The sequence below is a fragment of the Pseudonocardia halophobica genome (genome assembly GCF_050948485.1).
GTDB classification, from domain to species: Bacteria; Actinomycetota; Actinomycetes; order Mycobacteriales; family Pseudonocardiaceae; genus Pseudonocardia; species Pseudonocardia halophobica.
This window is the reverse complement of record NZ_CP192046.1, coordinates 926,415-950,781: the sequence shown is the minus strand read 5'-3', so window position 1 is coordinate 950,781 and position 24,367 is coordinate 926,415. Positions and strand designations below refer to the sequence as shown.

General features: G+C 73.0%; 22 protein-coding genes and 1 pseudogene. 19 read left to right on the top strand and 4 right to left on the bottom strand.

Annotated features, from left to right (window positions below):
* Positions 1–12 precede the first annotated feature (12 nt).
* Positions 13–1,215 (bottom strand): cytochrome P450, encoded by a 1,203-nt coding sequence (locus ACQP04_RS04650; protein WP_433505832.1) that lies wholly within the window; start codon positions 1,213–1,215, stop codon positions 13–15.
* Positions 1,216–1,386: 171 nt separating this feature from the next.
* Here ACQP04_RS04650 and ACQP04_RS04645 point away from each other — a divergent pair, with 171 nt between their 5' ends.
* Positions 1,387–2,685 carry an aspartate aminotransferase family protein gene (locus ACQP04_RS04645; RefSeq protein WP_433505831.1) on the top strand — a complete coding sequence of 433 codons (1,299 nt, stop codon included), beginning with the start codon at positions 1,387–1,389 and terminating at the stop codon, positions 2,683–2,685.
* Here the strand turns inward: ACQP04_RS04645 and ACQP04_RS04640 are convergent.
* Entirely contained in the window at positions 2,654–3,670 is a 1,017-nt protein-coding gene (locus tag ACQP04_RS04640) for a metallophosphoesterase family protein (RefSeq protein WP_433505830.1), read from the bottom strand. The genes ACQP04_RS04645 and ACQP04_RS04640 overlap by 32 nt on opposite strands.
* A gap of 36 nt (positions 3,671–3,706) precedes the next feature.
* On the bottom strand, positions 3,707–4,147 hold the full coding sequence (locus ACQP04_RS04635; protein WP_433505829.1) for an ArsR/SmtB family transcription factor: 441 nt from the start codon (positions 4,145–4,147) through the stop codon (positions 3,707–3,709).
* Between the two features lie 266 nt (positions 4,148–4,413).
* Between ACQP04_RS04635 and ACQP04_RS04630 the strand changes: the two genes are divergently transcribed.
* From ACQP04_RS04630 to ACQP04_RS04575, 12 genes and pseudogenes are all read left to right on the top strand, one after another.
* Entirely contained in the window at positions 4,414–4,677 is a 264-nt protein-coding gene (locus ACQP04_RS04630; protein ID WP_433505828.1) for a hypothetical protein, read from the top strand.
* A gap of 141 nt (positions 4,678–4,818) precedes the next feature.
* Positions 4,819–6,171: an ammonium transporter gene (locus tag ACQP04_RS04625; RefSeq protein WP_433505827.1), complete on the top strand. Its 1,353-nt coding sequence runs from the start codon at positions 4,819–4,821 to the stop codon at positions 6,169–6,171.
* Positions 6,172–6,339: 168 nt separating this feature from the next.
* Positions 6,340–6,864 (top strand): dimethylamine monooxygenase subunit DmmA family protein, encoded by a 525-nt coding sequence (locus ACQP04_RS04620; protein WP_433505826.1) that lies wholly within the window; start codon positions 6,340–6,342, stop codon positions 6,862–6,864.
* 236 nt (positions 6,865–7,100) lie between these two features.
* Positions 7,101–7,697 (top strand): annotated as a pseudogene (locus ACQP04_RS04615) (PDR/VanB family oxidoreductase); the annotation flags it as partial.
* Between the two features lie 94 nt (positions 7,698–7,791).
* Complete coding sequence (locus tag ACQP04_RS04610) at positions 7,792–8,769, top strand: heme-dependent oxidative N-demethylase family protein (RefSeq protein ID WP_433505825.1); 978 nt, start codon at positions 7,792–7,794, stop codon at positions 8,767–8,769.
* 104 nt (positions 8,770–8,873) lie between these two features.
* Positions 8,874–10,250, top strand: a complete 1,377-nt coding sequence (glnT, locus tag ACQP04_RS04605) for a type III glutamate--ammonia ligase (protein ID WP_433508300.1) — start codon at positions 8,874–8,876, stop codon at positions 10,248–10,250.
* Positions 10,251–10,279: 29 nt separating this feature from the next.
* Positions 10,280–11,191, top strand: coding sequence for a glutamine amidotransferase (locus ACQP04_RS04600; protein WP_433505824.1), 912 nt, complete (start codon positions 10,280–10,282; stop codon positions 11,189–11,191).
* Positions 11,188–11,871: a glutamate synthase gene (locus ACQP04_RS04595; protein WP_433505823.1), complete on the top strand. Its 684-nt coding sequence runs from the start codon at positions 11,188–11,190 to the stop codon at positions 11,869–11,871. The genes ACQP04_RS04600 and ACQP04_RS04595 overlap by 4 nt, the downstream gene beginning before the upstream one ends.
* Positions 11,872–11,884: 13 nt before the next feature.
* Positions 11,885–13,216: an FMN-binding glutamate synthase family protein gene (locus ACQP04_RS04590; RefSeq protein ID WP_433505822.1), complete on the top strand. Its 1,332-nt coding sequence runs from the start codon at positions 11,885–11,887 to the stop codon at positions 13,214–13,216.
* Positions 13,209–14,387 (top strand): NAD(P)/FAD-dependent oxidoreductase, encoded by a 1,179-nt coding sequence (locus tag ACQP04_RS04585; RefSeq protein WP_433505821.1) that lies wholly within the window; start codon positions 13,209–13,211, stop codon positions 14,385–14,387. Before ACQP04_RS04590 ends, ACQP04_RS04585 begins: the two co-directional genes overlap by 8 nt.
* Before the next feature lie 19 nt (positions 14,388–14,406).
* Positions 14,407–15,084: a helix-turn-helix domain-containing protein gene (locus tag ACQP04_RS04580; protein ID WP_433505820.1), complete on the top strand. Its 678-nt coding sequence runs from the start codon at positions 14,407–14,409 to the stop codon at positions 15,082–15,084.
* Positions 15,085–15,420: 336 nt separating this feature from the next.
* Positions 15,421–16,542: a hypothetical protein gene (locus tag ACQP04_RS04575; protein ID WP_433505819.1), complete on the top strand. Its 1,122-nt coding sequence runs from the start codon at positions 15,421–15,423 to the stop codon at positions 16,540–16,542.
* 21 nt (positions 16,543–16,563) lie between these two features.
* Here the strand turns inward: ACQP04_RS04575 and ACQP04_RS04570 are convergent, their stop codons facing one another.
* Positions 16,564–17,850 (bottom strand): Nramp family divalent metal transporter, encoded by a 1,287-nt coding sequence (locus ACQP04_RS04570; RefSeq protein WP_433505818.1) that lies wholly within the window; start codon positions 17,848–17,850, stop codon positions 16,564–16,566.
* Positions 17,851–17,968: 118 nt separating this feature from the next.
* Between ACQP04_RS04570 and ACQP04_RS04565 the strand changes: the two genes are divergently transcribed.
* The 6 genes from ACQP04_RS04565 to kdpC all read left to right on the top strand — a co-directional run bounded on the left by ACQP04_RS04565 (position 17,969) and on the right by kdpC (position 24,347).
* A complete protein-coding gene (locus ACQP04_RS04565) occupies positions 17,969–18,331 on the top strand; it encodes a DUF1330 domain-containing protein (RefSeq protein ID WP_433505817.1) in 363 nt (120 codons plus the stop codon).
* 104 nt (positions 18,332–18,435) lie between these two features.
* A complete protein-coding gene (locus tag ACQP04_RS04560; protein ID WP_433505816.1) occupies positions 18,436–19,665 on the top strand; it encodes a PP2C family protein-serine/threonine phosphatase in 1,230 nt (409 codons plus the stop codon).
* Between the two features lie 265 nt (positions 19,666–19,930).
* Positions 19,931–20,032, top strand: a complete 102-nt coding sequence (gene kdpF / locus ACQP04_RS04555; RefSeq protein WP_037047721.1) for a K(+)-transporting ATPase subunit F — start codon at positions 19,931–19,933, stop codon at positions 20,030–20,032.
* Between the two features lies 1 nt (position 20,033).
* Positions 20,034–21,695 (top strand): potassium-transporting ATPase subunit KdpA, encoded by a 1,662-nt coding sequence (kdpA, locus tag ACQP04_RS04550; RefSeq protein WP_433505815.1) that lies wholly within the window; start codon positions 20,034–20,036, stop codon positions 21,693–21,695.
* The gene (gene kdpB / locus ACQP04_RS04545; protein WP_433505814.1) at positions 21,692–23,722 is read left to right on the top strand and encodes a potassium-transporting ATPase subunit KdpB; all 2,031 of its coding nucleotides are present in this window, start codon (positions 21,692–21,694) and stop codon (positions 23,720–23,722) included. The genes kdpA and kdpB overlap by 4 nt, the downstream gene beginning before the upstream one ends.
* Before the next feature lies 1 nt (position 23,723).
* The gene (kdpC, locus tag ACQP04_RS04540) at positions 23,724–24,347 is read left to right on the top strand and encodes a K(+)-transporting ATPase subunit C (RefSeq protein ID WP_433505813.1); all 624 of its coding nucleotides are present in this window, start codon (positions 23,724–23,726) and stop codon (positions 24,345–24,347) included.
* The last annotated feature ends 20 nt before the right edge of the window (positions 24,348–24,367 follow it).

Here is a 24,367-nt window from a genome sequence, read left to right as displayed (position 1 = left end):
CTCGGATGACCGTCACACGTCCCAGGTGACCGGGAGGCTCGTGACCCCGTAGATGTCCGCGGTCTCCGGGCGCAGGCCGACCTCGTCGGGCGGCACGGCCAGGCGCAACGTGGGGAAGCGGTCGAACAGTGCGGGGAACGCGACCCGCATCTCGACGCGGGCCAGCTGCTGCCCCAGGCACTGGTGGATGCCGTGGCCGAAGGCCAGGTGCGCGCCGTCCCGCCGCCGGAGGTCCAGCACGTGGGGATCGGCGAAGCGCTCGGGGTCACGGTTGGCGGTGCTGTACGAGGCGATCACCGTCGTCCCGGCCTCGATGGTCCGGCCGCCCAGCTCGACGTCCTCCAGCGCCGTCCTCATGAACGTCTTGGCGACGCTCAGGTACCGCAACAGCTCCTCCACGGCCCCGTCGACGAGCGTGGGATCGGCGCGCAGCGCGGACAGCTGCGCCGGGTTGCGCAGCAGCGCGAAGGTGCCCAGCGCCAGCATGTTGGCGGTGGTGTCGAGCCCGGCCGCCAGCAGGACCAGGCTCATCCCCTTCAGCTCCTCGTCGGTCAGGTCGCTGTCGGTCAGGTCGCTGAGCAGGTCGTCGGTCGGGTTCGCGCGCTTGGCGGCCACCAGCTCCGCGAGGTACTCCTGGGTCGCGGTGTAGGCCGCGATCAGGTCCTCGTCGCTGGTCTCCCCGCTCATGAACGACTCGACCTGCTCCTGGAAGGATCCCCGGTCCTCGTACGGCACCCCCAGCAGCTCGCAGATCACGACTGCGGGGATGGGCGTGGCGAACGCGCTCACCAGGTCCGTCGGCGGCCCCGCCTTCTCCATCGCGTCCAGGTGGTCGGCGGTGATCTGCTCGACGCGCTCGGTGAGCAGCCGCATCCGCCGCACGGTGAACCTGCCCACCAGCGGTTTGCGGTAGCGCCCGTGCCGTGGCTCGTCCATGAGGAGGAACTCGCCGGGCGGCGCCGGCGGAATGTCCATGCCGGTGACGTCGACCAGCGGGTGGCGCATGAGCTCCTTGCGCGAGCTGAACCGCGGATCGGCCAGGACCGCTCTGACCAGGTCGAACCCGGTGACCAGCCAGCCGGGCTCCCCGCCGGGGAAGGTGTAGCGGCTGATCGGGCCGTGCTCGCGGGCCTCGAGCAGCTCGGGGGGCGGGTCGAAGGGACAGCCGGCCGGACGGGTGGTCGGGAAGGTCGTGAGGGTGTGGTCGACGGTCATTGCTCTCCTCGGCCTGACCTGTGCGGGAGCCCGGCGCCCACCGCGTCGACGCAGAGCCTCGGACCTGCCGGTTTCACGGCGCCTTCATCACCGCTGCACCCGCGGCCGGAGGTTCCACGCACGGAAAGGCGTGATGGACGCGTGCGCGGCGACTTCGTAGCGTCGGGGTGCATGGAGGCCGACAGCACCGCGAACCTGATCCACTACCTGGGGTACGGCTCCTTCAGCTCCGGGATCGTCGACCACGCCCGGGGCAGCCGGGTGGTCACCGAGGACGGGCGCGAGCTCCTCGACTTCACCTCCGGACAGATGAGCGCGATCCTCGGACACTCCCACCCGGAGATCGTCGCCACCGTCCGCGAGCAGGTCGGCAGGCTCGACCACCTCTACAGCGGCATGCTCAGCCGCCCGGTCCTCGACCTCGCCCGTCGCCTGGCGGACACGCTGCCCGCGCCGCTGGAGAAGGCGATGTTCCTGTCGACCGGGGCGGAGGCGAACGAGGCCGCGCTCCGGATGGCCAAGCTCGTCACCGGTCGTCACGAGGTCGTGTCCTTCGCCCGCTCCTGGCACGGGATGACCGGCGGTGCCGCCGCCGCCACCTACAGCGCCGGGCGGGTCGGCTACGGACCGGGCGCTCCGGGCAACTTCGCGCTGCCCGTCCCGGACCGGTTCCGCCCGCCTCTCGTCGACGCGGACGGGAACCTCGACTGGCGCCGCCAGCTCGACCTCGGCTTCGACCTCATCGACGCCCAGTCCGTCGGCAGCCTCGCCGCCTGCCTCGTCGAGCCCGTCCTCAGCTCCGGCGGGGTCGTCGACCTCCCACCCGGCCACCTCGCGGCATTGCGCGACAAGTGCCACGAGCGCGGGATGCTGCTGATTCTCGACGAGGCCCAGACCGGCCTGTGCCGCACCGGCGACTGGTACGCCTTCCAGCGCGACGGCGTGGTCCCCGACATCCTCACCCTTTCCAAGACCCTCGGCGCCGGGCTGCCGCTGTCCGCGGTGCTGACCAGCGCCGAGATCGAGGAGCGGGCCCACGAGCGCGGCTTCCTCTTCCTCACCACGCACGGCAACGACCCGCTGCCCGCCGCCGTCGGGAACACGGTGCTCGACGTGCTCGGCCGGGACCGGCTCGACCTGCGCGCCCGCGAGCTCGGGGACCGCCTGCGTAGCGGGTTGGACGAGCTGGCGTCCCGGCACAAGGTGGTCGGCGACGTCCGCGGGCGGGGTCTCCTCGTAGGGCTGGAGCTGGTCGACGACGAGGTCTGGGGCGACGCCGACCGGCTCGGGGCCGCGGTCACCCGCCGGTGCGCCGAGCTCGGCCTGCACATGAACATCGTCCAGCTGCCGGGCATGGGTGGAACCTTCCGCATCGCCCCACCGCTGACCTGCACCGAGGCCGAGATCGACCGGGGCGTGGAGATCCTCGACGCCGCCCTCACCGACACCCGGAGCGGCGCGACAGGGTGACGCCGTCGCGGGCGGCGTGCTCGACGGTCAGCCAGGTGCCGTCCTGGATGCGGGTGGCGTAGTTGTCGTGGGCGGGTGAACCGGACGGCCAGCTGCGCAGGAAGTCGGCCCACCAGCGGTCGTGGTCGTAGCGGACGGGCAGGGCGTCGACCCGCAGCCCGTCGAGGGTGCTGCCGTAGAGGCTGTCGTCGGGCGGTTGCGGATCGGCCGACAGCCGGGTGACGACGCCGACGTGGCTGCCGGCGAAGTTCGGCAGGCCGGCGCAGCCGTTGTTCACGACGACGCTGCGGCGGCCGGCGTGCGGGACGACCTGGGCGTAGGGCAGGCCGGTGTGGGTGCAGCACAGTGCGTCGACCCCGGCCCGGCGGCACCAGTCGGCCACCTGGTCCGCGGTCGTCGTCGGACCGGTGAAGCCCGTCCTGGCGCGGGCCTCCTCGTCCGGTGGGTCGAGGGCTTCGAGCGCCAGCCGCCACCCGGCCAGGCTCTCCGGGTCGCCGTGCACGATCCCGACCCGGCGGTCCCCGACGGCCACGGTGAGGTGCCGGGGCAGCGCGGCGAGGCGGTCCCGGACACCGGTGTCCGCCGGTCCGGAACTCGCGCGCAGTCGTTCGACGACGAGGTTGGAGTTCGTGACGATCGCGTCCGGGACGTAGTCCGGGTAGTCGCACCCGCAGCCGACGGAGTCGTCGCCCGCGACCAGCGCGTACTCGACGTTGCCCTGGACGGCGTGGTGGGGGCGGACCCCGGCCTCCACCGCCCGGAACCGATCGGCGTCGACGTCGAGATAGTGGAGGTCCCCGTTGAACACGATCTCCGGAGGGACCGGCTCGGCGGCGGCACGGGCCAGGACCGCGTCCAGGGCGTACGGGTTGCCGTAGAGCCCGCCGACCACGTGGAGGGTCGTGCAGGCGAAGGCGGGAGGTTCGGCAAGGTCCTCGGGCCGGTAGCGGTAGGCCACCGGGCAGACCCGTCCCGGGGCGGGCACGGCTACACCGGGGCGTCGGAGGTCGTCATGACGGACTCACGCCGGGACGTCCGTCGGCTCGCCGGCCGGGTCGACGGCGGGGTCGACGGCGGGGTCGACGGCGGGGTCGACGGCGGGGTCGACGGCGGGGTCGACGGCGGGGTCGTCGCCGAGCATCCGCAGTGTGCCGGGCGAGACGCGGTAGCAGATCCACGTCCCGCGGCGGTCACCACTGATCAGCCCGGCCTCCGTGAGGACCTTGAGGTGGTGGCTGATCGTCGGCCCCGTCAGGTCGAACACTCCGGTCAGCTCACACACGCACGCCTCGCCGCCCTCGTGGGAGGCGATGAGCGACAGCAGCCGCAGCCGGACCGGGTCGCCGAGGGTCTTGAACGCCCGGGCGAGGTCCACCGCGCGCCGGGCGAGGGGCTCGCTGGTCAGCGGGCTGCAGCAGGCCGGCACACCCGGTCCGACGACCGGCAGGTCCTGCGTCGACATGCACCTATCTTGACCGTCTTCGAATCAGAGTGCAACGCTGTCTCGATATTCGTCGAATCAAGGAGGCCGCCCCGGCTACGCCAACTTCGCCGTCGCCGACCGCCTGACTCGCCGACGATCGAGGAGGGGACGACTTCACCCGGGCCGAGGGATGCGGCATCGTCGTCGAACGACGAGGGTGCGCACGCGACCGAGCACCTCGGCGGTGCGAGCCCGGCCTGGCGCCCTCGCGCCGGAACCCTGCCGGCCACGGGAAGGTGGAGATCGTGGACGACGTCGTCGTGCTGACCGTCGTGTCCAGCCGCTCCGAGGCGGACCTGCTCGTCGGGCTGCTGCGCAGCGGCGGGCTGTGGGCCGCGGTGTCCGCCGACGACGCCGGGGGCCAGGAACCCCAACTCCAGCTCCAGGGTGTCCGCGTGCTCGTCGCCGCCTCCGACGAGGCCCCGGCCCGGCAGCTCCTCGCAGCTACCGCCACCCCGGACGAGGACCCGGACGTGCCGGGCGATCCCGAGCGCTCCCCGCACCGTTAGCGCGGCCGCTCTCCCACCCTCGTCGGAAACACAACCGACACAACCGGAGACGCTGCCCGTCACAACCACGCTGTTTCCTCTGGTTCGACTCAGGTTCACGACGCGAGACATCATCTCGTGCCCACCGCGCGAGGAGCCGCGATGGACGCAGCAAGTACGGCTTGGATCCTGGCCGCCACCATGGGCGTGAGCCTCATGGTCCCCGGGCTGGCCCTGTTCTACGGCGGCATGGTGGGGGCGCGCAGCATCCTCAACGTCGTCATGATGACCTTCGGCGCGGTCGCCCTCACCGCGTTCGTCTGGACGCTGTTCGGCTACTCCGCCGTCTTCGGGAACTCCTACGGCGGCGCCGGCCTGCTCGGCGACGTCACCGCGCACCTCGGCCTGGGCGACCTGATCGCCGAGGACCCGAACGCGACGCTGCCGCCCGCGCTCGTCGCGGTCTTCCAGGCACTGTTCGCGGCGATCACGGTCGCGATCATCTGCGGCGCCGTGGTGGACCGGGTCCGCTTCGGCTCGTGGCTGGTGTTCTGCGCGGTCTGGGTGACGCTGGTCTACCTGCCGATCGCGCACTGGGTGTTCGCGTTCGACTCCGCCAACGGCAGCCTGCTCGGCGGCTGGATCGCCAACAGGCTGGGCGCGATCGACTTCGCCGGCGGCACGGCGGTGCACATCAACTCCGGCATCGCCGCGCTCGCGATCATCCTGGTGCTGGGCAGGCGGCTCGGGTGGCCGCGCCAGCCCCGCCCGAACAACGTCCCGTTCACCGCGCTCGGCGGCGGGATCCTGTGGTTCGGCTGGTTCGGCTTCAACGGCGGCTCCGCCCTGGCCGCGGGCAACAGCGCGTCGGTCGTGCTGCTCACCACCTTCAACGCCGCCTGCGCCGCGATGCTGGGCTGGCTGGCCGTCGAGCGGATCATGGACAAGCACGCGACCACCCTCGGCGGGATCTCCGGCGTCGTCGCCGGGCTCGTCGCCATCACCCCGGCCTGCGGCGCGGTGTCCCCGCTCGGCGCCCTGGCGATCGGCCTGCTGGCCGGCGTGGTCTGTGCCTTCGCCATCCGCCTCAAGTACCGGCTGGGCTACGACGACAGCCTCGACGTCGTCGGCGTCCACCTGGTCGGCGGTGTCCTCGGCACCCTGCTCATCGGCTTTCTCGCCGACCCGGACGCCCCCAACGGCGCCGCCGGTCTGTTCTACGGCGGCGGGTTCTCCGTCCTCGGCATCCAGGCCGTCGCGGTGGTGGCCGTGCTCGCCTACTCCTTCGCCGTGACGTGGGTGATCGCGAAGGTCATCGACCTCACCCTGGGGCTGCGCCTCTCGCGCGAGGTGGAGACCGAGGGCGTCGACATCCGGGTGCACGGCGAGCAGGCCTACGACCTCGACGGCCACGTGCACGCCCCGGCCGCGGACCTCGCCACCCGCGAGCACGAGGTCGTCGCCTCCGCCGAGGCCGCCCTCGCCACCGACGGGCCGGCCCCGGCCCGCGACTGACCCCCCGACACGGACGAAGGGACACGGCATGACCACCGTCGAAGGCGCGATCACGAAGGTCGAGAAGGGTTACGAGGACCTGCCCTCGATGAACGAGCCGGGCCACCGCAGCTTCGCGCCCTGACCTGCCCACCCCGCGCCGCTTCCCCTCGAGAGGAGAACGGACCCATGGGTTCCGCGCACACCAGCGTCCCGCGCTGGCCGACCTCCGACCCGGGCCTCGACCGGACCGGGCGGAGCTACGCGATCCTCTCGTTCGGCCCGGACGCCCGGCCGACGGCCGAGGGGTGGCACCGCCAGGTCACCGACCTCGGTCGTCCGGTCTGGGCCCGGCACGGCGACGCGGCCGACGAGGTCCTGGCCGAGCTCGCCGAACGGGTGGAGGCGGCGCGGGTGGGCTGGCGGCTGATGCTCGCCGGCCCCCAGGCCGACGTGCTCGCCGCCCGGGCCGTCGCGACCCGCGGGGGCCTGCTCGACGCGGAGATCACCCTCATGGTCACCGACGACCGGCACCGCCGCGTGTGGTGCTCGCACTGCGGCACCACCACGCTCGCCGAGGTCGCGACCGGGGACGTGACCGGCTGCTCGGGCTGCGGCCGCTCGCTGCTGGTCTACCACCACGTGTCCCGCCGCAACGCCGCCTACCTGGGGTTCATGGTCGACGCCGGGGCGATCGACCGGGAGGACGGGTGACCACCCTGGCCCTGGTCGTCGGCCACAGCGAGGAGATCGCTCCCGGCATCCGGGAGCTCGCCTTCTCCCGGACCGACGGCGACGTGCTGCCGGCCCACCCGGCGGGCAGCCACGTCGTCGTCGAGTGCGGCGAGGGGCGGCGCAACGCCTACTCGCTCACCAACCCGGGCGCCGACCCCCGCGAGTACCGGATCGCGGTACTGCACAAGCCCGACGGGGCGGGCGGCTCGAGCCACATGCACTCGCTGCGCGTCGGCGACACGGTCACGGTGTCCCGCCCGCGCAGCGCCTTCGCCCCGGTCGGCACCGCCCGCCGGCACCTGCTCGTCGCCGGCGGGATCGGGATCACCCCGATGCTGGCGCACGCCCGCGACGCCGTGCGGTGGGACCGGGACGTCGAACTGATCTACGTGCACCGGCCCGGGAGCGAGGTGTTCAGCGCCGAGCTGGCCGCGCTGCTCGGCGACCGCCTCGCCGAGACGACGGACGAGGACGAGTTCGGGCGCCTGCTCGACAAGGCCCTCACCGGCCAGCCGATCGGCACGCACCTCTACGTCTGCGGGCCCGGCCCGCTGATGGACCGCGTCCTCGCCGACGCCGCCGCAGCCGGCTGGCCGCCGGAGCGGTTGCACCTCGAGCGGTTCGTGCCCGCCGCACAGGACCCGGGCCGCGAGTTCGTGGCCCGGCTCGCCCGGTCCGGCCGCGACGTCCGCGTCCCCTCCGGCCGGAGCCTGCTCGACGCCCTCCACGAGGCCGGGGTGGCCGTGCCGAACATGTGCCGGCAGGGCGTCTGCGGCGAGTGCAAGGTCCCCGTCCTGGTCGGTAGGCCGCTGCACCGCGACGAGTTCCTCGCCGACGACGAGCGCGGCACGGCGGTGATATGTGCTGCGTGTCCCGCAGCGAGACCGAGACCCTGGAGATCGACCTGTGACCCTGTCCGTCAGTCCACGGCTCGCGACCTTCCCGTTCCCCTTCCGCGCGGACAGCTACCGGTACTCGACCAACGTCGAGCCGGCGCGGGTCCCGGTGCAGACCGAGGCCGGGAGCTGGGGCGCGGGAATCCTCCACCTCGACGACGACTACGCCGCCGAACTGACCGAACGACGGCGGATCCTCGGGGCGGACCCGTCCCGCCTGCAGGTCCTGCCGCACATGCGCCCGGCGGCCTGGGACGCGCTCCTGACCGTGCTGCGCGAACTGCACGCGCAGCACCCCGGGTCGATGTCGCTCGAGCAGGACGGTCCGACCTTCGTCTGGCGCAACGCCCTGCTCGGCGTCGAACAACGCTTCACCGAGCGCGCGGACGACAGCCTGCCCGGCGGCCCGCTCGGCTTCCTCGGCAGCCAGATCCAGGACGACGTCGTGCTGCTCGACCAGCGCGAGGGGTCGCTGTGGGCCGACGCGGGCGTCGTCACCTTCGCCGCCGACTGGTCGCTGGGCTTCGACGTCGGCATGCGCTTCCTCGAGGTCCACGGCCCGGTCCCCCGCATCCACGAGGACGGGATCATCTCGCGGGCCGAACGCTTCCTCATGCGCCTGCAGCCCGGCGAGGAGTACCGCCGCACGAACTGGAGCATGTCCGTCGACCGCCGGCTCGACCAGTCGACCGAGGTCTACCCCGAGTGGGGACCGGGCCGGCGGGCGATCGTCGACGCCGGGCCCGCCGAGCTCGCGCGGCGCCTGCACCTGCGCGTGGAGGTGCAGCACCTGATCCGGCTCGGCGCCTCCGGCGCGATCATGTTCCTGATCCGCACCTACCTCGTCGCGCTCGACGAGCTCGCCCCGGTACCCGTGTGGCGGGAGCGGCTCGGTCGCGTCCTGGCCGAGCTGCCCGAGGACATGGCGGACTACAAGGGCCTCGTCCGCTACCGCGACGCCGCCGCCCGCTGGCTGCTCGACACCTGACGGCGCGTCGCGCCCGCCGCGCCGGCGGGCGTGTTCGCAGGTCTTCCAAGTTTCCCCAACAGAGACTATGTTTCTCAGTGCGACACGACGAAGGGACCACCACGATGGCCTCCGACACCTCCACCCTCCCCCGCACCGAGCCCGCCCCGGCGACGCCGGCGCCCGCAGTGACGACGCCGTCGCTGGCCGAGCGCGCACAGGCCGACGGGGTGCGGTTCCTGCTGGCGCTGTTCGTCGACCTGACCGGCAAGCCGTGCGCCAAGCTGGTGCCGGTCGAGGCCGCCGACGAGCTGCAGCACGAGGGCGTCGGGTTCGCCGGGTACGCGGTCGGGGCGATCGGGCAGCAGCCCTGCGACCCGGACCTGATCGCGATCCCCGACCTGGACAGCTACACCCCGCTGCCCTGGGTGCGCGAGGGCCTGGCGCTGGTGCACTGCGACCCGCACGTCGAGGGCCGGCCGTGGCACTTCGCACCGCGGGTCATCCTCAAGAAGCTCTTGGCCGAGGCGAAGGCGCAGGACCTGGAGCTGTTCGCCGGGGCCGAGGTCGAGTACTTCCTCGTCCGTCGCGACGCCGACGGCACCCTCGCCCCCGCCGACAGCAAGGACGTCGAGGCCCGGCCCTGTTACGACGCCCGCGGCCTGACCCGGATGTACGACCACCTCACCGGCATCTCCGCGGCGATGAACGCGCTGGGCTGGGGCAACTACGCCAACGACCACGAGGACGCCAACGGCCAGTTCGAGCAGAACTTCGCCTACGCCGACGCCCTCACCACCGCCGACCGCGTCATCACCGCCCGCTACCTGATCTCGGTGCTGGCCGAGCAGCGCGGGATGACCGCGACGTTCATGCCCAAGCCCTTCGCCGACCGCACCGGCTCCGGTATGCACCTGCACCTGTCGCTGTGGCGCGACGGCGAGCCCCGGTTCCCGGACGCCGACGACGCGCGCGGCTTCGGGCTCTCCGAGCTCGCCTACCGCTTCCTCGGCGGCATCCTCGACCACGCGCCCGGGATGCAGGCGGTGCTCGCGCCCACGGTGAACTCCTACAAGCGCACCGGCGCCACCTCGACCCGGTCCGGCGCGACCTGGTCCCCGCGCCGGGCCACGTACGGCGGCAACGACCGCACCCACTTCGTGCGGATCCCCGACCACCACCGCATCGAGCTGCGTGGCGGCGACGGGTCGGCCAACCCCTACCTCGCCCTCGCCGCCGCCCTCGCCGCCGGTCTCGACGGCATCGCACGGGACGTCGACCCCGGCGCACCGGGCGCGGACGGGGTCGTGCGCCCCGAGCTGCCGCCGACGCTGCTGCACGCCGTCGAGGCACTGGACGCCGACCCGGTCGTCACCGCCGGGCTCGACGCCGCCGGACCCGGGGTCGCGGAGTACTTCGCCGCGCTCAAGCGCGAGGAGTTCTTCGACTGGCACGGCACGGTCGGCTCCTGGGAGCACGACCGCTATCTCACCGCCTTCTGACCCTTCACCCACGAGAGAGGAGACGGCCCGTGTGCGGGATCGTCGGACTCCACCTGCGCGACCCCGAGCTGTACCCGCAGCTCGGCCGCCTGCTGGAGACCATGCTGTGCCAGGTCGTCGAGCGCGGGCCCGACTCGGCCGGCGTCGCCGTCTACGGCGACCGCCGCCGCTGCCCCGAGGGCCACGCCGCGGTGTCGGTCCTGGTCCCCGTAGGCACCGACTTCGGTGTACTGGGTCTTCCCGAACTGCTCGTCACCGAGGCCGGCGACACCACCGTCCTCGCCGCCCCGGTCTCCCCCGACGCGCTGGTCGCCGCGGTGCGCACCGCGTTGCCCGACGCCACCGTGGTCGGCTCGGGCACCGACCTGACCGTCTACAAGGGAACCGGCCACCCGCGCGCCCTCGCCGAGACCTACGACCTCGCCGACGCGCAGGGATGGCAGGGCCTGGCGCACACCCGGATGGCCACCGAGTCCGCGGTGACCCCCGAGGGCTGCCACCCGTTCTCGGTCGGCCCGGACCAGTGCCTGGTGCACAACGGGTCCTTCGCCAACCACGCCACGATCCGCCGCGAGCTGATCGCGGCCGGGCACGTGTTCGACTCGGAGAACGACTCCGAGGTCGGCGCCCGGTTCGTCGCCGACCGGCTGGCCCGGGGCGAGGACCTGGACAAGGCGCTGCGGCTGGTGTGCGAGCGGTTCGACGGCTTCTACACCCTGCTCGTGACCAGCGCGGACGGGTTCGCCGTGGTCCGCGACGCCATCGCCTGCAAGCCGGCGATCATCGCCGAGACCGATGCATACGTCGCCATGGCCTCGGAGTTCCGGGCGCTGGCCGACCTGCCCGGGATCTCCGACGCCCGGATCTACGAGCCCGAGCCCGAGCGCGTCTACCACTGGCAGCGCCCGGTTCCACTGCAGCGTCAAGGAGTGACCGCGTGACCAGCACGCTCGAGACGACCGTCGTCGACCTCGCCACCACCTCGGTCCGCGAGCTCAACGCCGAACTGCACGCCCCCAGGGCGACCCACTACTCCGTCGAGCACCCGCAGGGCGCGCACGCCGTCGCCGCCGGTGTGGCCACCCCGATCACCGTCGACGTCCGCGGGCACGCCGGCTACTACGCCGCCGGCATGAACGACGGCGGCACGATCACCGTGCACGGCAACGCCGGCACCGGCGTCGCCGAGAACATGATGTCCGGCACCGTGCGGGTCGCCGGCGACGCCTCGCAGTCCGCGGGCGCGACCGCCCACGGCGGGCTGCTGGTCGTCGAGGGCTCGGCGTCGATGCGGTGCGGGATCTCGATGAAGGGCGTGGACATCGTCGTCGGCGGCGACATCGGCCCGATGTCGGCGTTCATGGCCCAGGCCGGACGGCTCGTCGTCTGCGGGAACGCCGGCGCCGACCTCGGCGACTCGATCTACGAGGCACGCCTCTACGTCCGTGGCACCGTCGGCTCCCTCGGCGCGGACTGCGTCGAGAAGGAGATGCGCGCGGAGCACCTCGCCGAGCTCGCCGAGCTGCTCACCGCCGCCGGGATGCCGCACGACCCGGCCGAGTTCCGCCGCTACGGCTCCGCCCGCCGGCTCTACCACTTCGCCGCGCACAACACGTACTGAGGAAGACGACGCGATGATCGACCCTGCCCAGACGAATCCGGCACTGCGCGAGTCGGCCACCTTCGACCGCGCCACGATCGCCGGTATCCAGCGCGCCGCCGCGACCGGCGTCTACGACATCCGCGGCTGGGGCGCCAAGCGCGCCCTGCCGCACTTCGACGACCTGCTGTTCCTCGGCGCCTCGATGTCCCGGTACCCGCTGGAGGGCTACCGGGAGCGCTGCGACACCGACGTGGTCCTCGGCGACCGCAACGCCAAGTACCCGCTGCACCTCGCGATCCCGGTGACCATCGCCGGGATGTCCTTCGGCGCGCTGTCCGCCCAGGCCAAGGAGGCGCTCGGGCGCGGCGCGTCGGAGGTGGGCACCTCGACCACCACCGGCGACGGCGGCATGACCCCCGAGGAGCGCGGCCAGTCCAAGCACCTCGTCTACCAGTACCTGCCCTCGCGGTACGGGATGAACCCGACCGACCTGCGCAGGGCCGACGCCATCGAGATCGTCCTCGGCCAGGGCGCCAAGCCCGGCGGCGGCGGGATGCTGCTGGGGCAGAAGATCTCCGACCGGGTCGCCGGGATGCGCACGCTGCCCGCGGGCATCGACCAGCGCTCCGCCTGCCGGCACCCCGACTGGACCGGCCCGGACGACCTCGCCATCAAGATCCTCGAGCTGCGCGAGATCACCGACTGGGAGAAGCCGGTCTACGTCAAGGTCGGCGCCTCCCGCACGTACTACGACGTGAAGCTCGCCGTCGCGGCCGGCGCGGACGTGGTCGTCGTCGACGGGATGCAGGGCGGCACCGCCGCCACCCAGGACGTGTTCATCGAGAACGTCGGAATCCCCACTCTCGCCGCGATCCCGCAGGCCGTGCAGGCCCTGCAGGAGCTCGGGCTGCACCGCGAGGTCCAGCTGATCGTCTCCGGCGGGATCCGCACCGGCGCCGACGTCGCCAAGGCCATGGCTCTCGGGGCGGACGCCGTCGCGATCGGCACCGCCGCCCTGATCGCGTTGGGCGACAACGACCCCAAGTACTCGGAGGAGTACCGCAAGCTCGGCTCGGAGGCCGGCTTCTACGACGACTTCCAGGACGGTCGCGACCCCGCCGGCATCTCCACCCAGGACCCCGAGCTGGCCGCCCGGCTCGACCCGGTCGAGGGCGGCAAGCGGCTGGCCAACTACCTGCGGGTGCTCACCATGGAGGCCCAGACCATCGCCCGCGCCTGCGGCAAGGCGCACCTGCAGCACCTCGAGCCGGAGGACCTCGTCGCCCTGACGATCGAGGCCGCCGCCATGGCCCGCGTCCCGCTGGCCGGGACGAGCTGGATCCCGGGGAGCACCCGTGCCTGAGGTCGTGATCGTCGGCGGCGGGCTGGAGGGCTGCGCCACCGCCTGGACCCTGACCCAGCGCGGGGTCACCGACGTCGTCATCGTCGAGCGGGACACCGTCGGCTCCGGCGGCACCGGCAAGTCCTCCGGGGTCGTGCGCTGCCACTACGGCGTCTCCTCCCTCGCCGCCATGGCCACCCGGGCCCTGGAGGTGTTCGAGAACGCCGCCGAGATCCTCGGCGAGGACGTCGGCTTCCACCAGACCGGCTACGTCGTCGGCGTCGGACCGGAGAACGTCGACGCCCTGCACGCCTCGACGGCCGACCAACGGGCCGTCGGGGTCCGTACCGAGGACATCGACAAGGCCGAGGTCCAGAAGCTCTGGCCGGTCGCCGACCTCGACCCGTTCGCCGCCTTCGCCTGGGAGGCGCGCGGCGGCTACGGCGACGCCTACCAGACCGCCCAGGCCTTCGCCGCCGCCGCCCGACGGGCCGGGGTGCAGCTGCGCCAGGGCACCACCGTCACGGAGATCCTCGCCTCCGGCGAGAAGGCCACCGGGGTCCGCCTGGCCGGCGGCTCGACGATCGAGGCCGGCGCCGTCGTCCTCGCGGCGGGGCCCTGGTCGGTGCCGTTGCTGGCCGCGCACGGGATCGACCTCCCGATCACCGTGCACCGCGAGCAGATCGTGCTCATCGACCCGGGCCAGGACCTCGGCCGCGTGCCGGTCTTCTCGGACCTGGTGTCGCTGCAGTACGTCCGGCCCGAGAGCGGCGGGGAGATCCTCTTCGGCAACTCCGACCTCGCCGAGCTCGAGCCCGCCGACCCGGACCACTATTCGAACCAGGCGACCGAGGCGTTCCTCGACCTCACCGTCGACAAGGTCGGCACCCGGTTCCCCGGGCTGGACAACGCCTCGATCGCCTCGACCTACGCCGGGTGCTACGACGTCACCCCGGACTTCAACCCGGCCATCTCGGAGACCCCGGTCGCCGGGTTGATCGTCGCCGCCGGCTTCTCCGGGCACGGGTTCAAGATCTCGCCGTCGGTGGGCCGGCTGGTCGCCGACCTCGTCGTCGACGGCAAGAGCAGCCACCCCGACGTCCCCGAGTACGACTTCCGCCTCTCCCGGTTCGCCGAGGGTGCCCTGCTCCGCAGCCCCCACCCGTACGTCGGTGCCGGCGAGATGCGCTGACGACGGCGAGGAAGAACGGATGTGCGTGCAGATGCCGGCCGGGTCGACCGACGCGGTGTCGGTCGACCACGGGCCGGCGACCCGTGAGGTCGTCCGGCCCCGGGCGGTCGAGGGCCGGCTGGAACGCGCGATCGGGGCCGAGGTGCGGCGGATCCGCAGCGCCTCGGGCGCGACGCTGGCGGAGATGTCGATCAGGACGGGCATCTCGAAGCCCATGCTGTCGAAGATCGAGAACGCGCAGACCTCGTGCAGCCTCACCACGCTCGCCCGGCTGGCCGACGCCCTCGAGGTCCCGGTGACCTCGTTCTTCCGCCAGGCGGACACACCCCGGGAGGCCGTGTTCACGCCGGCGGGTTCGGGCGCCCGGATCGTCGCCCGGGGCACCCGGGTCGGGCACGACTACACCCTGCTCGGGGCGTTGCGCGGCCCGCACAAGCGGATGGAGGCACACCTCGTCACGCTGACCGAGCGCAGCGAGGAGTTCCCGCTGTTCCAGCACCCCGGCACCGAGCTGCTCTACATGCTCGAGGGCGAGATGGTCTACGGGCACGGGGACTCCAGCTACACCATGCGCAGCGGCGACGCGCTGCAGCTCGACGGCGAAGGCGCCCACGGACCCCGTGAGCTCCTCGAACTCCCCATCCGGTTCCTGTCCGTGGTGGCCTACGGCGACCTGGGGCCGCAGGCCGACGACTGAGACCGCGCGACACCCGCGCGGCACGGTGGCGGAACGGACCGAGCCGGTCGACGGACCCGGTCATCCCCCCAGCCGACAGCCACCCGGTCGCGGGATGCCTGCGCACGGCCCTCACCGAGGAGTGGCAGCACCGCCTCTACGCCGAGCGGGATCTCGACGTCCTGGAAGGACGGCTCACGCAGTAGAACCGCTCGGCCTCGCTGCCTCCCTGGCTCCGCTTCCCGCGACGTCCAACCCCTGGCCGGACCGAGCCGCTCGTCCGGACGGACGATTCCCCGGCCCACGGCAGGCGCGGCAGGGTGGCGGTGGACGGATGCCTCGCCGAGGAGGGGACGCATGACGCTCTACACCGACATCCCGACCCGTGCCGAGATCGACGCGCTCTGGCAGGTCGACGCCCACGCCGCCGCGTCGATCTATCTGGAGACCGCGCCCGAGTCGTCGGGGGAGGCGGAGCGGATCGCCTACAAGAACGGGGTCCGGGAGGCGCTGACGCAGCTCGATGGCGCGGACAAGGAGGATCTCGCGGGGCTCGCGGAACAGCTGGGCGTCCTGGAGGACGAGGACTCCGACGAGTTCTGGCGGCACCAGGCCCGCAGCCTCGCGGTGTTCGCCACGTCGACCTCGCTGCGCAGCTTCCGGCTGCCCAACCGGCTCACGCCGGCCGCCGTCGGCGGGACCCGGTTCTTCGTCAAGCCGCTGCTGCGCGCCGTGACCTTCCCGCAGACCGCGTTCGTGCTGGCGCTCGCCCAGGGTTCGGTCCGGTTGCTGGAGACCGTGCCCGACGCCGCACCCCGCGAGGTGCGCGTGCCGGACATGCCCACGGACGTGGCGAGCGCGGTCGGCAAGTCGTCGATCAAGGACCGGGCGCCGGTCCGCCGGGTGCAGGGCACGGAGGGGCAGAAGCTGCGGATGGCGCAGTTCTCCCGGCAGGTCGACGGCGCGCTGCGCGAGGTGTTGCCCGGGCACGGCGTGCCGCTGGTGCTCGCCGCGACCGAGCCGCTCGACAGCATCTTCCGCGCCCACTGCCGCTACCCGGACCTGGTGCCGCACAGCGTGGCGGGCAACCCCGAGGGCCGCGGCGACGGCGAGCTGGTCGCCGAGGCCCGCACCATCCTCGACGGCTGGTACGCCGACCGGCTGGAGGAGGAGAAGCGGACCTTCGCCGACCGCGGCCGGCAGGGCCGCACCTCGACCGACGTCGCGGAGCTGGCCCGCTTCGCGACCCGCGGCGCCGTGGACACGCTGTTCGTCGACATCGACGCGCGCCTTCCCGGGGAGGTCGACGAGCTCGGCGAGGTGACCTTCGCGGACTCGGACACGGGCTACTCGGGCGGCGTCGTCGGCGAGATCGCCCGCCGGGCCTGGCTCTCCGGTGCCCGACTGCTGGCCGTCCGGCACGAGGACGTGCCCGGCGGCGGGGACGTCGCAGGGGTGCTCCGGTACGCCCCGACGTGAGATCGGGAACCCCGGTCGCGGTCAGGCCGTCGCGAAGTCGACCAGCAGGAACAGGTTCAGCGCGATGATCAGCGCTGCGACCACGACGGCCGCGGCCGTGGTCAGCCGTCGGTTGACCAGCGGGCCCATGAGGTCGCGGTCGCGGGTGAACAGCACCAGCGGCACCAGCGCGAACGGGATCCCGAACGACAGCACGACCTGGGACCACACCAGGGCCTCGGTGGGCTGCACGCCGACCCCGAGCACCACCAGGGCGGGGGCCAGGGTCAGCGCGCGGCGCAGGAGCAGCGGGATGTGCCGGCGCAGGAAGCCCTGCATGATCACCTGCCCGGCGTAGGTGCCGACACCCGAGGAGGCGAAGCCGGAGGCCAGCAGCGCGATCGCGAAGGCGAGGGCCGCCCATCGGTCGACGGTGACCTCGAGCCCGGAGAAGACGCCGTCGAGGGTGTCCGCCCCGGAGAGCGTCGAGCCGGCGAACACGGCGGCGGCGATGAGCAGCATCGACGCGTTGATCAGCCCGGCGGTGCCCATGCCGATCAGGACGTCGAGCTTCGTGGTGCGCAGGACGAACCGCTGCTGGTCGGGCCCCTCCGTGCGGGGGCGGCGTTGGACGAGCGCCGAGTGCAGGTAGATCACGTGCGGCATCACGGTCGCGCCCAGGATCCCCGTCGCGAGCAGGAGGCTGTCGGTGCCGGCGAACTGCGGCACCAGCCCGCGCGCGGCGTCGGCTCCGTCGACGTCCACCCGGAACAGCGTCGCGAACAGGCCCACGAGCACGACCACGAACAGCACGACGATCGCGCGTTCGAACGGCCGGTGCCCGCGGCTCTGCAGGGCGAGCAATGCGAACGCGGCTGCTCCGGTGATCAGCCCGCCGGTGAACAGCGGGATCCCGAACAGCAGCTGCAGGGCGATCGCCCCGCCGAGCACCTCGGCGAGGTCCGTGGCCACGGCGACCGCCTCCGCCTGGACCCACATGCCCCAGCTCACCGGCCGCGGGAACCGCTCGCGGCAGAGCTCGGCCAGGTTCCGCCCGGTCGCCAACCCGAGCTTGGCCGACAACGTCTGCACCAGCATGGCCAGCAGGTTCGCCCCGACGATCACCCACAGCAGCAGGTAGCCGTACTGCGAGCCGGCCGCGAAGTTCGTCGCGAAGTTGCCGGGGTCGACGTAGGCGATCGCGGCGACGAACGCCGGGCCGGCGACCATCAACCGGGCCCGTGCACCGCCACCCCGCAGACGCTGCGCAGCCGGGTCGCCGGTCAGCCGGGGGACCGACGCGGCGGAGCGGCCGGGTGCAGAGCGCATGACGCGCACGGTAGACAAGCCTAACGACGGGCGGTAGCCGCTGTTCCATCCTGAGACGGCGCCCGACGTCCGGACCCACCTCGCGCACCGCGCTCCTCGCGCGTGGCAGTCTGCGCCCATGGCGATCGATCCCACCGGTGCGGACATGAAGGCGTTCCTCGGCGCGGCCCCGGACGAGCCGGTCACGATGCTCAACCTGCTGCGCTTCGCCGAGGGCGGGCGGGCCCGCTACGACGAGTACATCGCCCATTTCCGGCGCACATCGGAGCGGTTCGGCGCGCAGGTCGTCTACTACGGGTACGGCGACGCGCCGGTCGTGGCCGAGCAGGGCCAGGACTGGGACGCGGTGCTGCTCGTGCACTACCCGAGCCGCCGCGCCTTCTCGGACATGGTCCGCGACCCCGAGTACCAGCAGGGCACCCACCTGCGGACGGAGGCGCTGGTCGAGGCGGTCCTGCAGCCGACGACCCCCGCCCCCTGACCGGTCCGGTCGCGGGCGCCGTCCGGCCGTCGACTTCCCGGTTGTTCCGGGGACGGCGGGATACCCCGGGCGGGACCACCGGTCTATCGCCAGGAGGAGCGCGGATGGTGAAGGGCTGGACGCCGCGGCTGGAGGTGCGGCAGCTGCTGGAGGCGGTCGAGGCGGCCGCGCCGATGGACGCGGTCGACGAGGTCGCCGACCAGCTGGCCGGGATGTTCCGGGCCCGGCGGGTCGCCTTCCTCATCGCCGACATGAGCGGGCGCGCGGTCGTCCGGCTCACCCGCGACCGGGACGGGAGCGCCGGGACGGACGGCGACGGCGCGGAGAAGATCCCGCTCGCGGGCACCGTCTACGACCACGTGCTGCAGGCGCAGGAGCCCACGGTCGAGGAGGACGACGGGGACGTCCGCGTCGTCGTGCCGGTGACCGAGCGGGGCGACGCCGTCGGTGTCCTCGAGATGACCCTGCCCGACCGACCCACCCCGGAGGTCCTCACCGAGCTCGCCTTCGCCGGCCACGTCCTCGCGTACATCGTCGTGGTCGGCCGGCGCTTCACCGACCTCTACACCTGGGGCCAGCGCACCACCCGGCTCTCCGTCGCCGCCGAGATCCAGCACCGGCTCCTGCCCGACGCCTACACCTGCGAGGCCAGCCAGTTCACCCTCGCCGGCTGGCTGGAGCCGTCGGCGCGGATGGCCGGGGACACCTTCGACTACGTCCTCGACCGGCACAGCCTGCAGCTGTCGATCACCGACGCCGTCGGCCACGGCCTGGAGGCGGCCATGCTGGCCACGCTGGCCGTGAACAGCCTGCGGAACAGCCGCCGTGCCGGCGCGTCGTTCGCCGAGCAGGCCCGCGCCCTCAACCACGACCTCGTCCGAAACACCGCGACCGGCGAGCTGGTCACCGGCCAGAGCGTGCGGATCGACCTGGAGACCGAACACGCGGAGATCATCAACGCCGGTCACCCGCTCCCGGTGCGGCTGCGGCACGGGAGCGCCGAGACCGTCCCGCTCGACGTCGATGTCCCGTTCGGGATCGACCCGAACTGGGAGTACCGCGTCCAGGAGCTCGACCTCGAGCCCGGGGACCGGCTCCTGTTCGTCACCGACGGGATGATCGAGCGCGACGCCGCGGACCTGGAGCTGGGTGACCTGCTGGCCAAGCTGGGCACCGCGCACCCGCGCGAGGTCGTGCAGGCGCTGGGTGCGGCCGTCCTCGCCGCCACGGACGGCGACCTGCGGGACGACGCGACCGTGCTGTGCCTGGACTGGCACGGCGGCCCGCCCCGGCGCCGCGACAGCACCGGCGGCGCCCGTTCAGACCCGCCGTAGGCACCGGACGAGCCAGGACAGCCCACCGGTGTGACACGCGTCTCCGGATCGTCAAGATCGCGTCAAGATCGGGCGGCGGGGCGTCAAGGCCCCGTTCGGGCCGCTGCCGGGCGCTCCCGCCGGTCCGAGACTCGCCGTCGGCGTCGCCGGAGGGTCCGGCGGCCGTGGTGTCGAGGAGTTGCCCGGTGGCCGATGTGCTCTCCGCACTGCTGCTGGTCGGCGGGTTCGCCGTCCTGGTGCTGTGCCTGCGTGGTCTGGAGCGGCTGTGAGTACCGCCGACCTCGTGACGAACGTGGTGGGCGGGGTCGTGGCGCTCGCGCTGCTCGTCCACCTCGTCGTCGCCCTGCTGCGGCCGGAGAGGTTCTGACGTGGACGACACCCTCGCGGGCCTCCTCCAGGTGGTGCTCCTGCTGGTCCTGCTCGCGGCCTGCTACGCCCCGTTCGGGGACTACATGGCCCGGGTCTTCACGAGCGAGCGGGACTGGCGGGTCGAGTCGGCGCTCTACCGGCTGGTCCGGGTCGACGCGACGAGCGGACAGCGCTGGCCGACCTACGCCGCCGGCGTGCTCGGCTTCTCGTTCGTCTCGATCGTGCTGGTCCACCTGCTGCAACGGCTCCAGCCGCTGCTGCCGATGTCCTTCGGTCGCGGCGCCGTCGACCCGGCGATGGCGCTGAACACCGCGATCTCGTTCGTGACCAACACGAACTGGCAGTCCTACGTCCCGGAGCAGGTGCTCGGCGACACCGTGCAGATGGCCGGGCTGACCGTGCAGAACGTCGTGTCGGCCGCGGTCGGCCTGGCCGTGACCGTCGCGCTGGTCCGCGGCCTGGTCCGGTCCGGGACGGACCGGCTCGGCAACTTCTGGGTGGACCTGACCCGCGGCGTCGTCCGGATCCTGCTGCCCTTCGCCTTCGTCGGGGCGATCCTGCTGATCGCATCGGGCGTGACGATGTCGCTGCGGTCGGGCGTGGACGTCATCGGCGTCGACGGGACCGCACACACCGTGCCGATGGCGCCGACGGCCTCGCAGGAGGCGATCAAGGTGCTGGGCACGAACGGCGGCGGGATCTACAACGCCAACTCGGCGCACCCGTTCGAGAACCCCGACGGCCTCTCGAACCTGCTCGAGATCTTCCTGATGCTCGTCATCCCCGTCTGCCTGACCCGCACCTTCGGCACGATGGTCGGCAACCGCCGCCAGGGCACCGTGCTGCTCTCGGTGACGGGCGTCCTGTGGGCGGCCATGCTCGCCGTGGCGTGGTTCGCCGAGACCCACCCGAACGGCCCCGCCGCGCTGGCCGCGGGTGGCGCGCTCGAGGGCAAGGAGGTGCGGTTCGGCATCCCGTCGAGCGTGCTGTTCGGGGTCTCCACCACCGGCACCTCGACCGGTGCGGTGAACTCGCTGCACGACAGCTACACCGGCGGTGGCGGTGGCGTGGTCCTGCTGAACATGCTGTTCGGCGAGGTCGCACCGGGCGGGGTCGGCGCAGGGCTGTACGGGATCCTGGTGCTGGCGATCGTCGCCGTGTTCCTCGCGGGCCTGATGGTCGGCCGCACCCCGGAGTACCTGGGCAAGAAGCTCGGCCGCCGCGAGGTGACCGCGGCCGTGGTCGCCATCCTGACGATGCCCACGCTCGTGCTCGTCGGCGCCGGTCTGGCGATCGCCCTGCCCGGCACCCTCGACGCGCTGAACAACGACGGCGCGCACGGCTTCTCCGAGGTCCTCTACGCCTACGCCAGCGCCGCCAACAACAACGGCTCCGCGTTCGCGGGTCTCACCGTGACCGGCGACTTCTTCCAGACGACGCTGGGCCTGGCGATGCTGTTCGGCCGGTTCGTGCCGATCCTCGCGGTGCTCGCGCTGGCCGGCTCGCTCGCACAGCAGCGCCGCGTCGAGGCGGGCGCCGGCACGCTCGCGACGGACGAGCCGCTCTTCGCCGTCCTCGTCGGCGGCACGATCGTGCTGGTCGCCGCCCTCACCTTCTTCCCCGCGCTCGCGCTGGGGCCCCTCGCGGAGGCACTCGCATGACCACCCCCACCCTCGAACGCATTCCGGCGCGGGCCGCCGCCCCCGGCGGACCGGTCAAGGCCGGCGCGTTCCGCCCCGCGCAGCTGTGGGCCTCCCTGCCCGACGCGCTGCGCAAGCTCCATCCCCGCGCCCAGCTGCGCAACCCCGTCATGTTCGTCGTCTGGGTCGGCTCCGTGCTGGTCACGCTGGACGCGGTCTGGCAGCCGTCGCTGTTCGGCTGGCTGATCGCCGTCTGGCTGTGGTTCACGGTCCTGTTCGCCGGCCTCGCCGAGGCCGTCGCGGAGGGCCGCGGCAAGGCGCAGGCCGCGACGCTGCGGAAGACCAAGCGGGACACCACGGCCCGCCTCGTCGACGGCCGGGTCGTCGGTGCGACCGAGCTCTCGATCGGCGACCGGGTCGTCGTCGAGGCCGGCGAGACCATCCCCGGCGACGGGGACGTCGTCGAGGGCATCGCGACCGTCGACGAGTCGGCGATCACCGGCGAGTCCGCCCCGGTCGTTCGCGAGGCGGGCGGGGACCGGTCCAGCGTCACCGGCGGCACGACCGTGCTGTCCGACCGGATCGTCGTGGAGATCACGACGACGCCGGGCGAGTCCTTCGTCGACCGGATGATCGCGCTGGTCGAGGGCGCCTCCCGGCAGAAGACGCCCAACGAGATCGCCCTGACGATCCTGCTGGCCGCGCTGACGATCATCTTCCTGCTCGCCGTCGTGGCCCTGCAGCCGATGAGCGCGTACGCGGGCGGCCCGCAGTCGGTCGTGGTACTGGTCGCGCTCCTGGTCTGCCTCATCCCGACGACGATCGGCGCCCTGCTCTCGGCGATCGGCATCGCGGGCATGGACCGGCTGGTGCAGCGCAACGTGCTGGCCAGGTCCGGACGGGCCGTCGAGGCCGCGGGCGACATCGACACCCTGCTGCTGGACAAGACCGGCACCATCACCTTCGGCAACCGGCAGGCCACCGAGCTGATCCCGGTCGGCGGGGCGTCGACGCAGGAACTGGCGGAGGCGGCACGGCTCTCCAGCCTCGCCGACCAGACCCCGGAGGGGCGCAGCGTCGTCGACCTCTGCGCCCGGGGGTACGGCCTCCCCGCCGAGTCCTCGGCCGACGAGGCACGCGCCGAGTTCGTGCCGTTCACCGCGCAGACCCGGACGTCCGGACTGGACATCGGCGGACGGCGGATCCGGAAGGGTGCCGCGGCGAGCATGCCCGGGGCCGACGAGGTGCGGGAGATCGTGGACCGCATCTCGGACGAGGGCGGCACCCCGCTCGTCGTCGCCGACGGCGACCGGGTGCTCGGCGTGATCCGGCTGTCCGACGTGGTCAAGCCCGGCGTCGCGGCCCGCTTCGCCGAGCTGCGGGCGATGGGCATCCGGACGGTCATGGTCACGGGCGACAACCCGCGGACCGCCCGCGCGATCGCGGCCGAGGCGGGCGTCGACGACCACCTCGCCGAGGCCACGCCCGAGGACAAGATGGCCTACATCCGCACGGAGCAGGAGGGCGGGCGGCTCGTCGCCATGACCGGCGACGGCACCAACGACGCTCCCGCGCTCGCGCAGGCGGACGTCGGCGTCGCGATGAACACGGGCACGGCCGCGGCCAAGGAGGCCGGCAACATGGTCGACCTCGACTCCGACCCGACGAAGCTCCTCGAGATCGTGGAGATCGGCAAGCAGCTGCTGATCACCCGCGGGGCGCTGACCACCTTCTCCGTGGCCAACGACCTGGCGAAGTACTTCGCGATCCTGCCCGCGATGTTCGCCGCGCTGTACCCGTCGCTCGGGCTGCTGAACGTCATGGGGCTGCACTCGCCGCAGTCGGCGATCCTGTCCGCGGTGATCTTCAACGCCCTGGTCATCATCGTGCTGATCCCGCTGGCCCTGCGCGGCGTGCGGTACCGGCCGAGCTCGGCGTCGGCCCTGCTGCGCCGCAACCTGCTGATCTACGGTCTCGGCGGCGTCGTCACGCCGTTCGTCGGCATCTTCCTCGTCGACCTGGTCGTCCGACTCGTCCCGGGGATGTGACGTGCTCTCCACACTGCGCAGGCAGACCGGCACCGGACTGCGCCTGCTGATCGTCCTCACCGTCCTGTGCGGGGTCGCGTACCCGCTCGCCGTCTGGGGGGTCTCGCGGCTGCCCGGGCTGTCCGGCCATGCCGAGGGCTCCCTGATCACGCAGGGCGGCGCCGTCGTCGGGTCCTCGCTGATCGGCGTCGACCCCGTGCCGGCGGATCCCGCCGCGGACCCGTACTTCCACACGCGGCCGTCGGCCTCGGCGGAGGGCGTCCTCGGCCCGGCGGACACCACCACCTCCGGCGGCTCGAACAAGGCCGGCGACTCCGCCGAGCTCCTCGACACGGTGGCGCAGCGCCGCGCGCTGATCGCCGGGCGGGAGGGCGTCGCGCCCGAGGCCGTGCCGACCGATGCCGTGACCGCCTCGGCATCCGGGCTCGACCCCGACATCAGTCCGGCCTACGCCGCGCTGCAGGTCGACCGCGTCGCCCGGGTGACCGGCCTCCCGGCCGAGCGGGTCCGGGACCTGGTCGTGCGGGCCACGGACGGGCGCATACTCGGGTTCCTGGGCGAGCCGACCGTGAACGTCACCGAGCTCAACCTGGCGGTCGCCGCCGCGCAGCGGTCCGGCGGGTGAGCGGGGTGATCGGGTCTCGC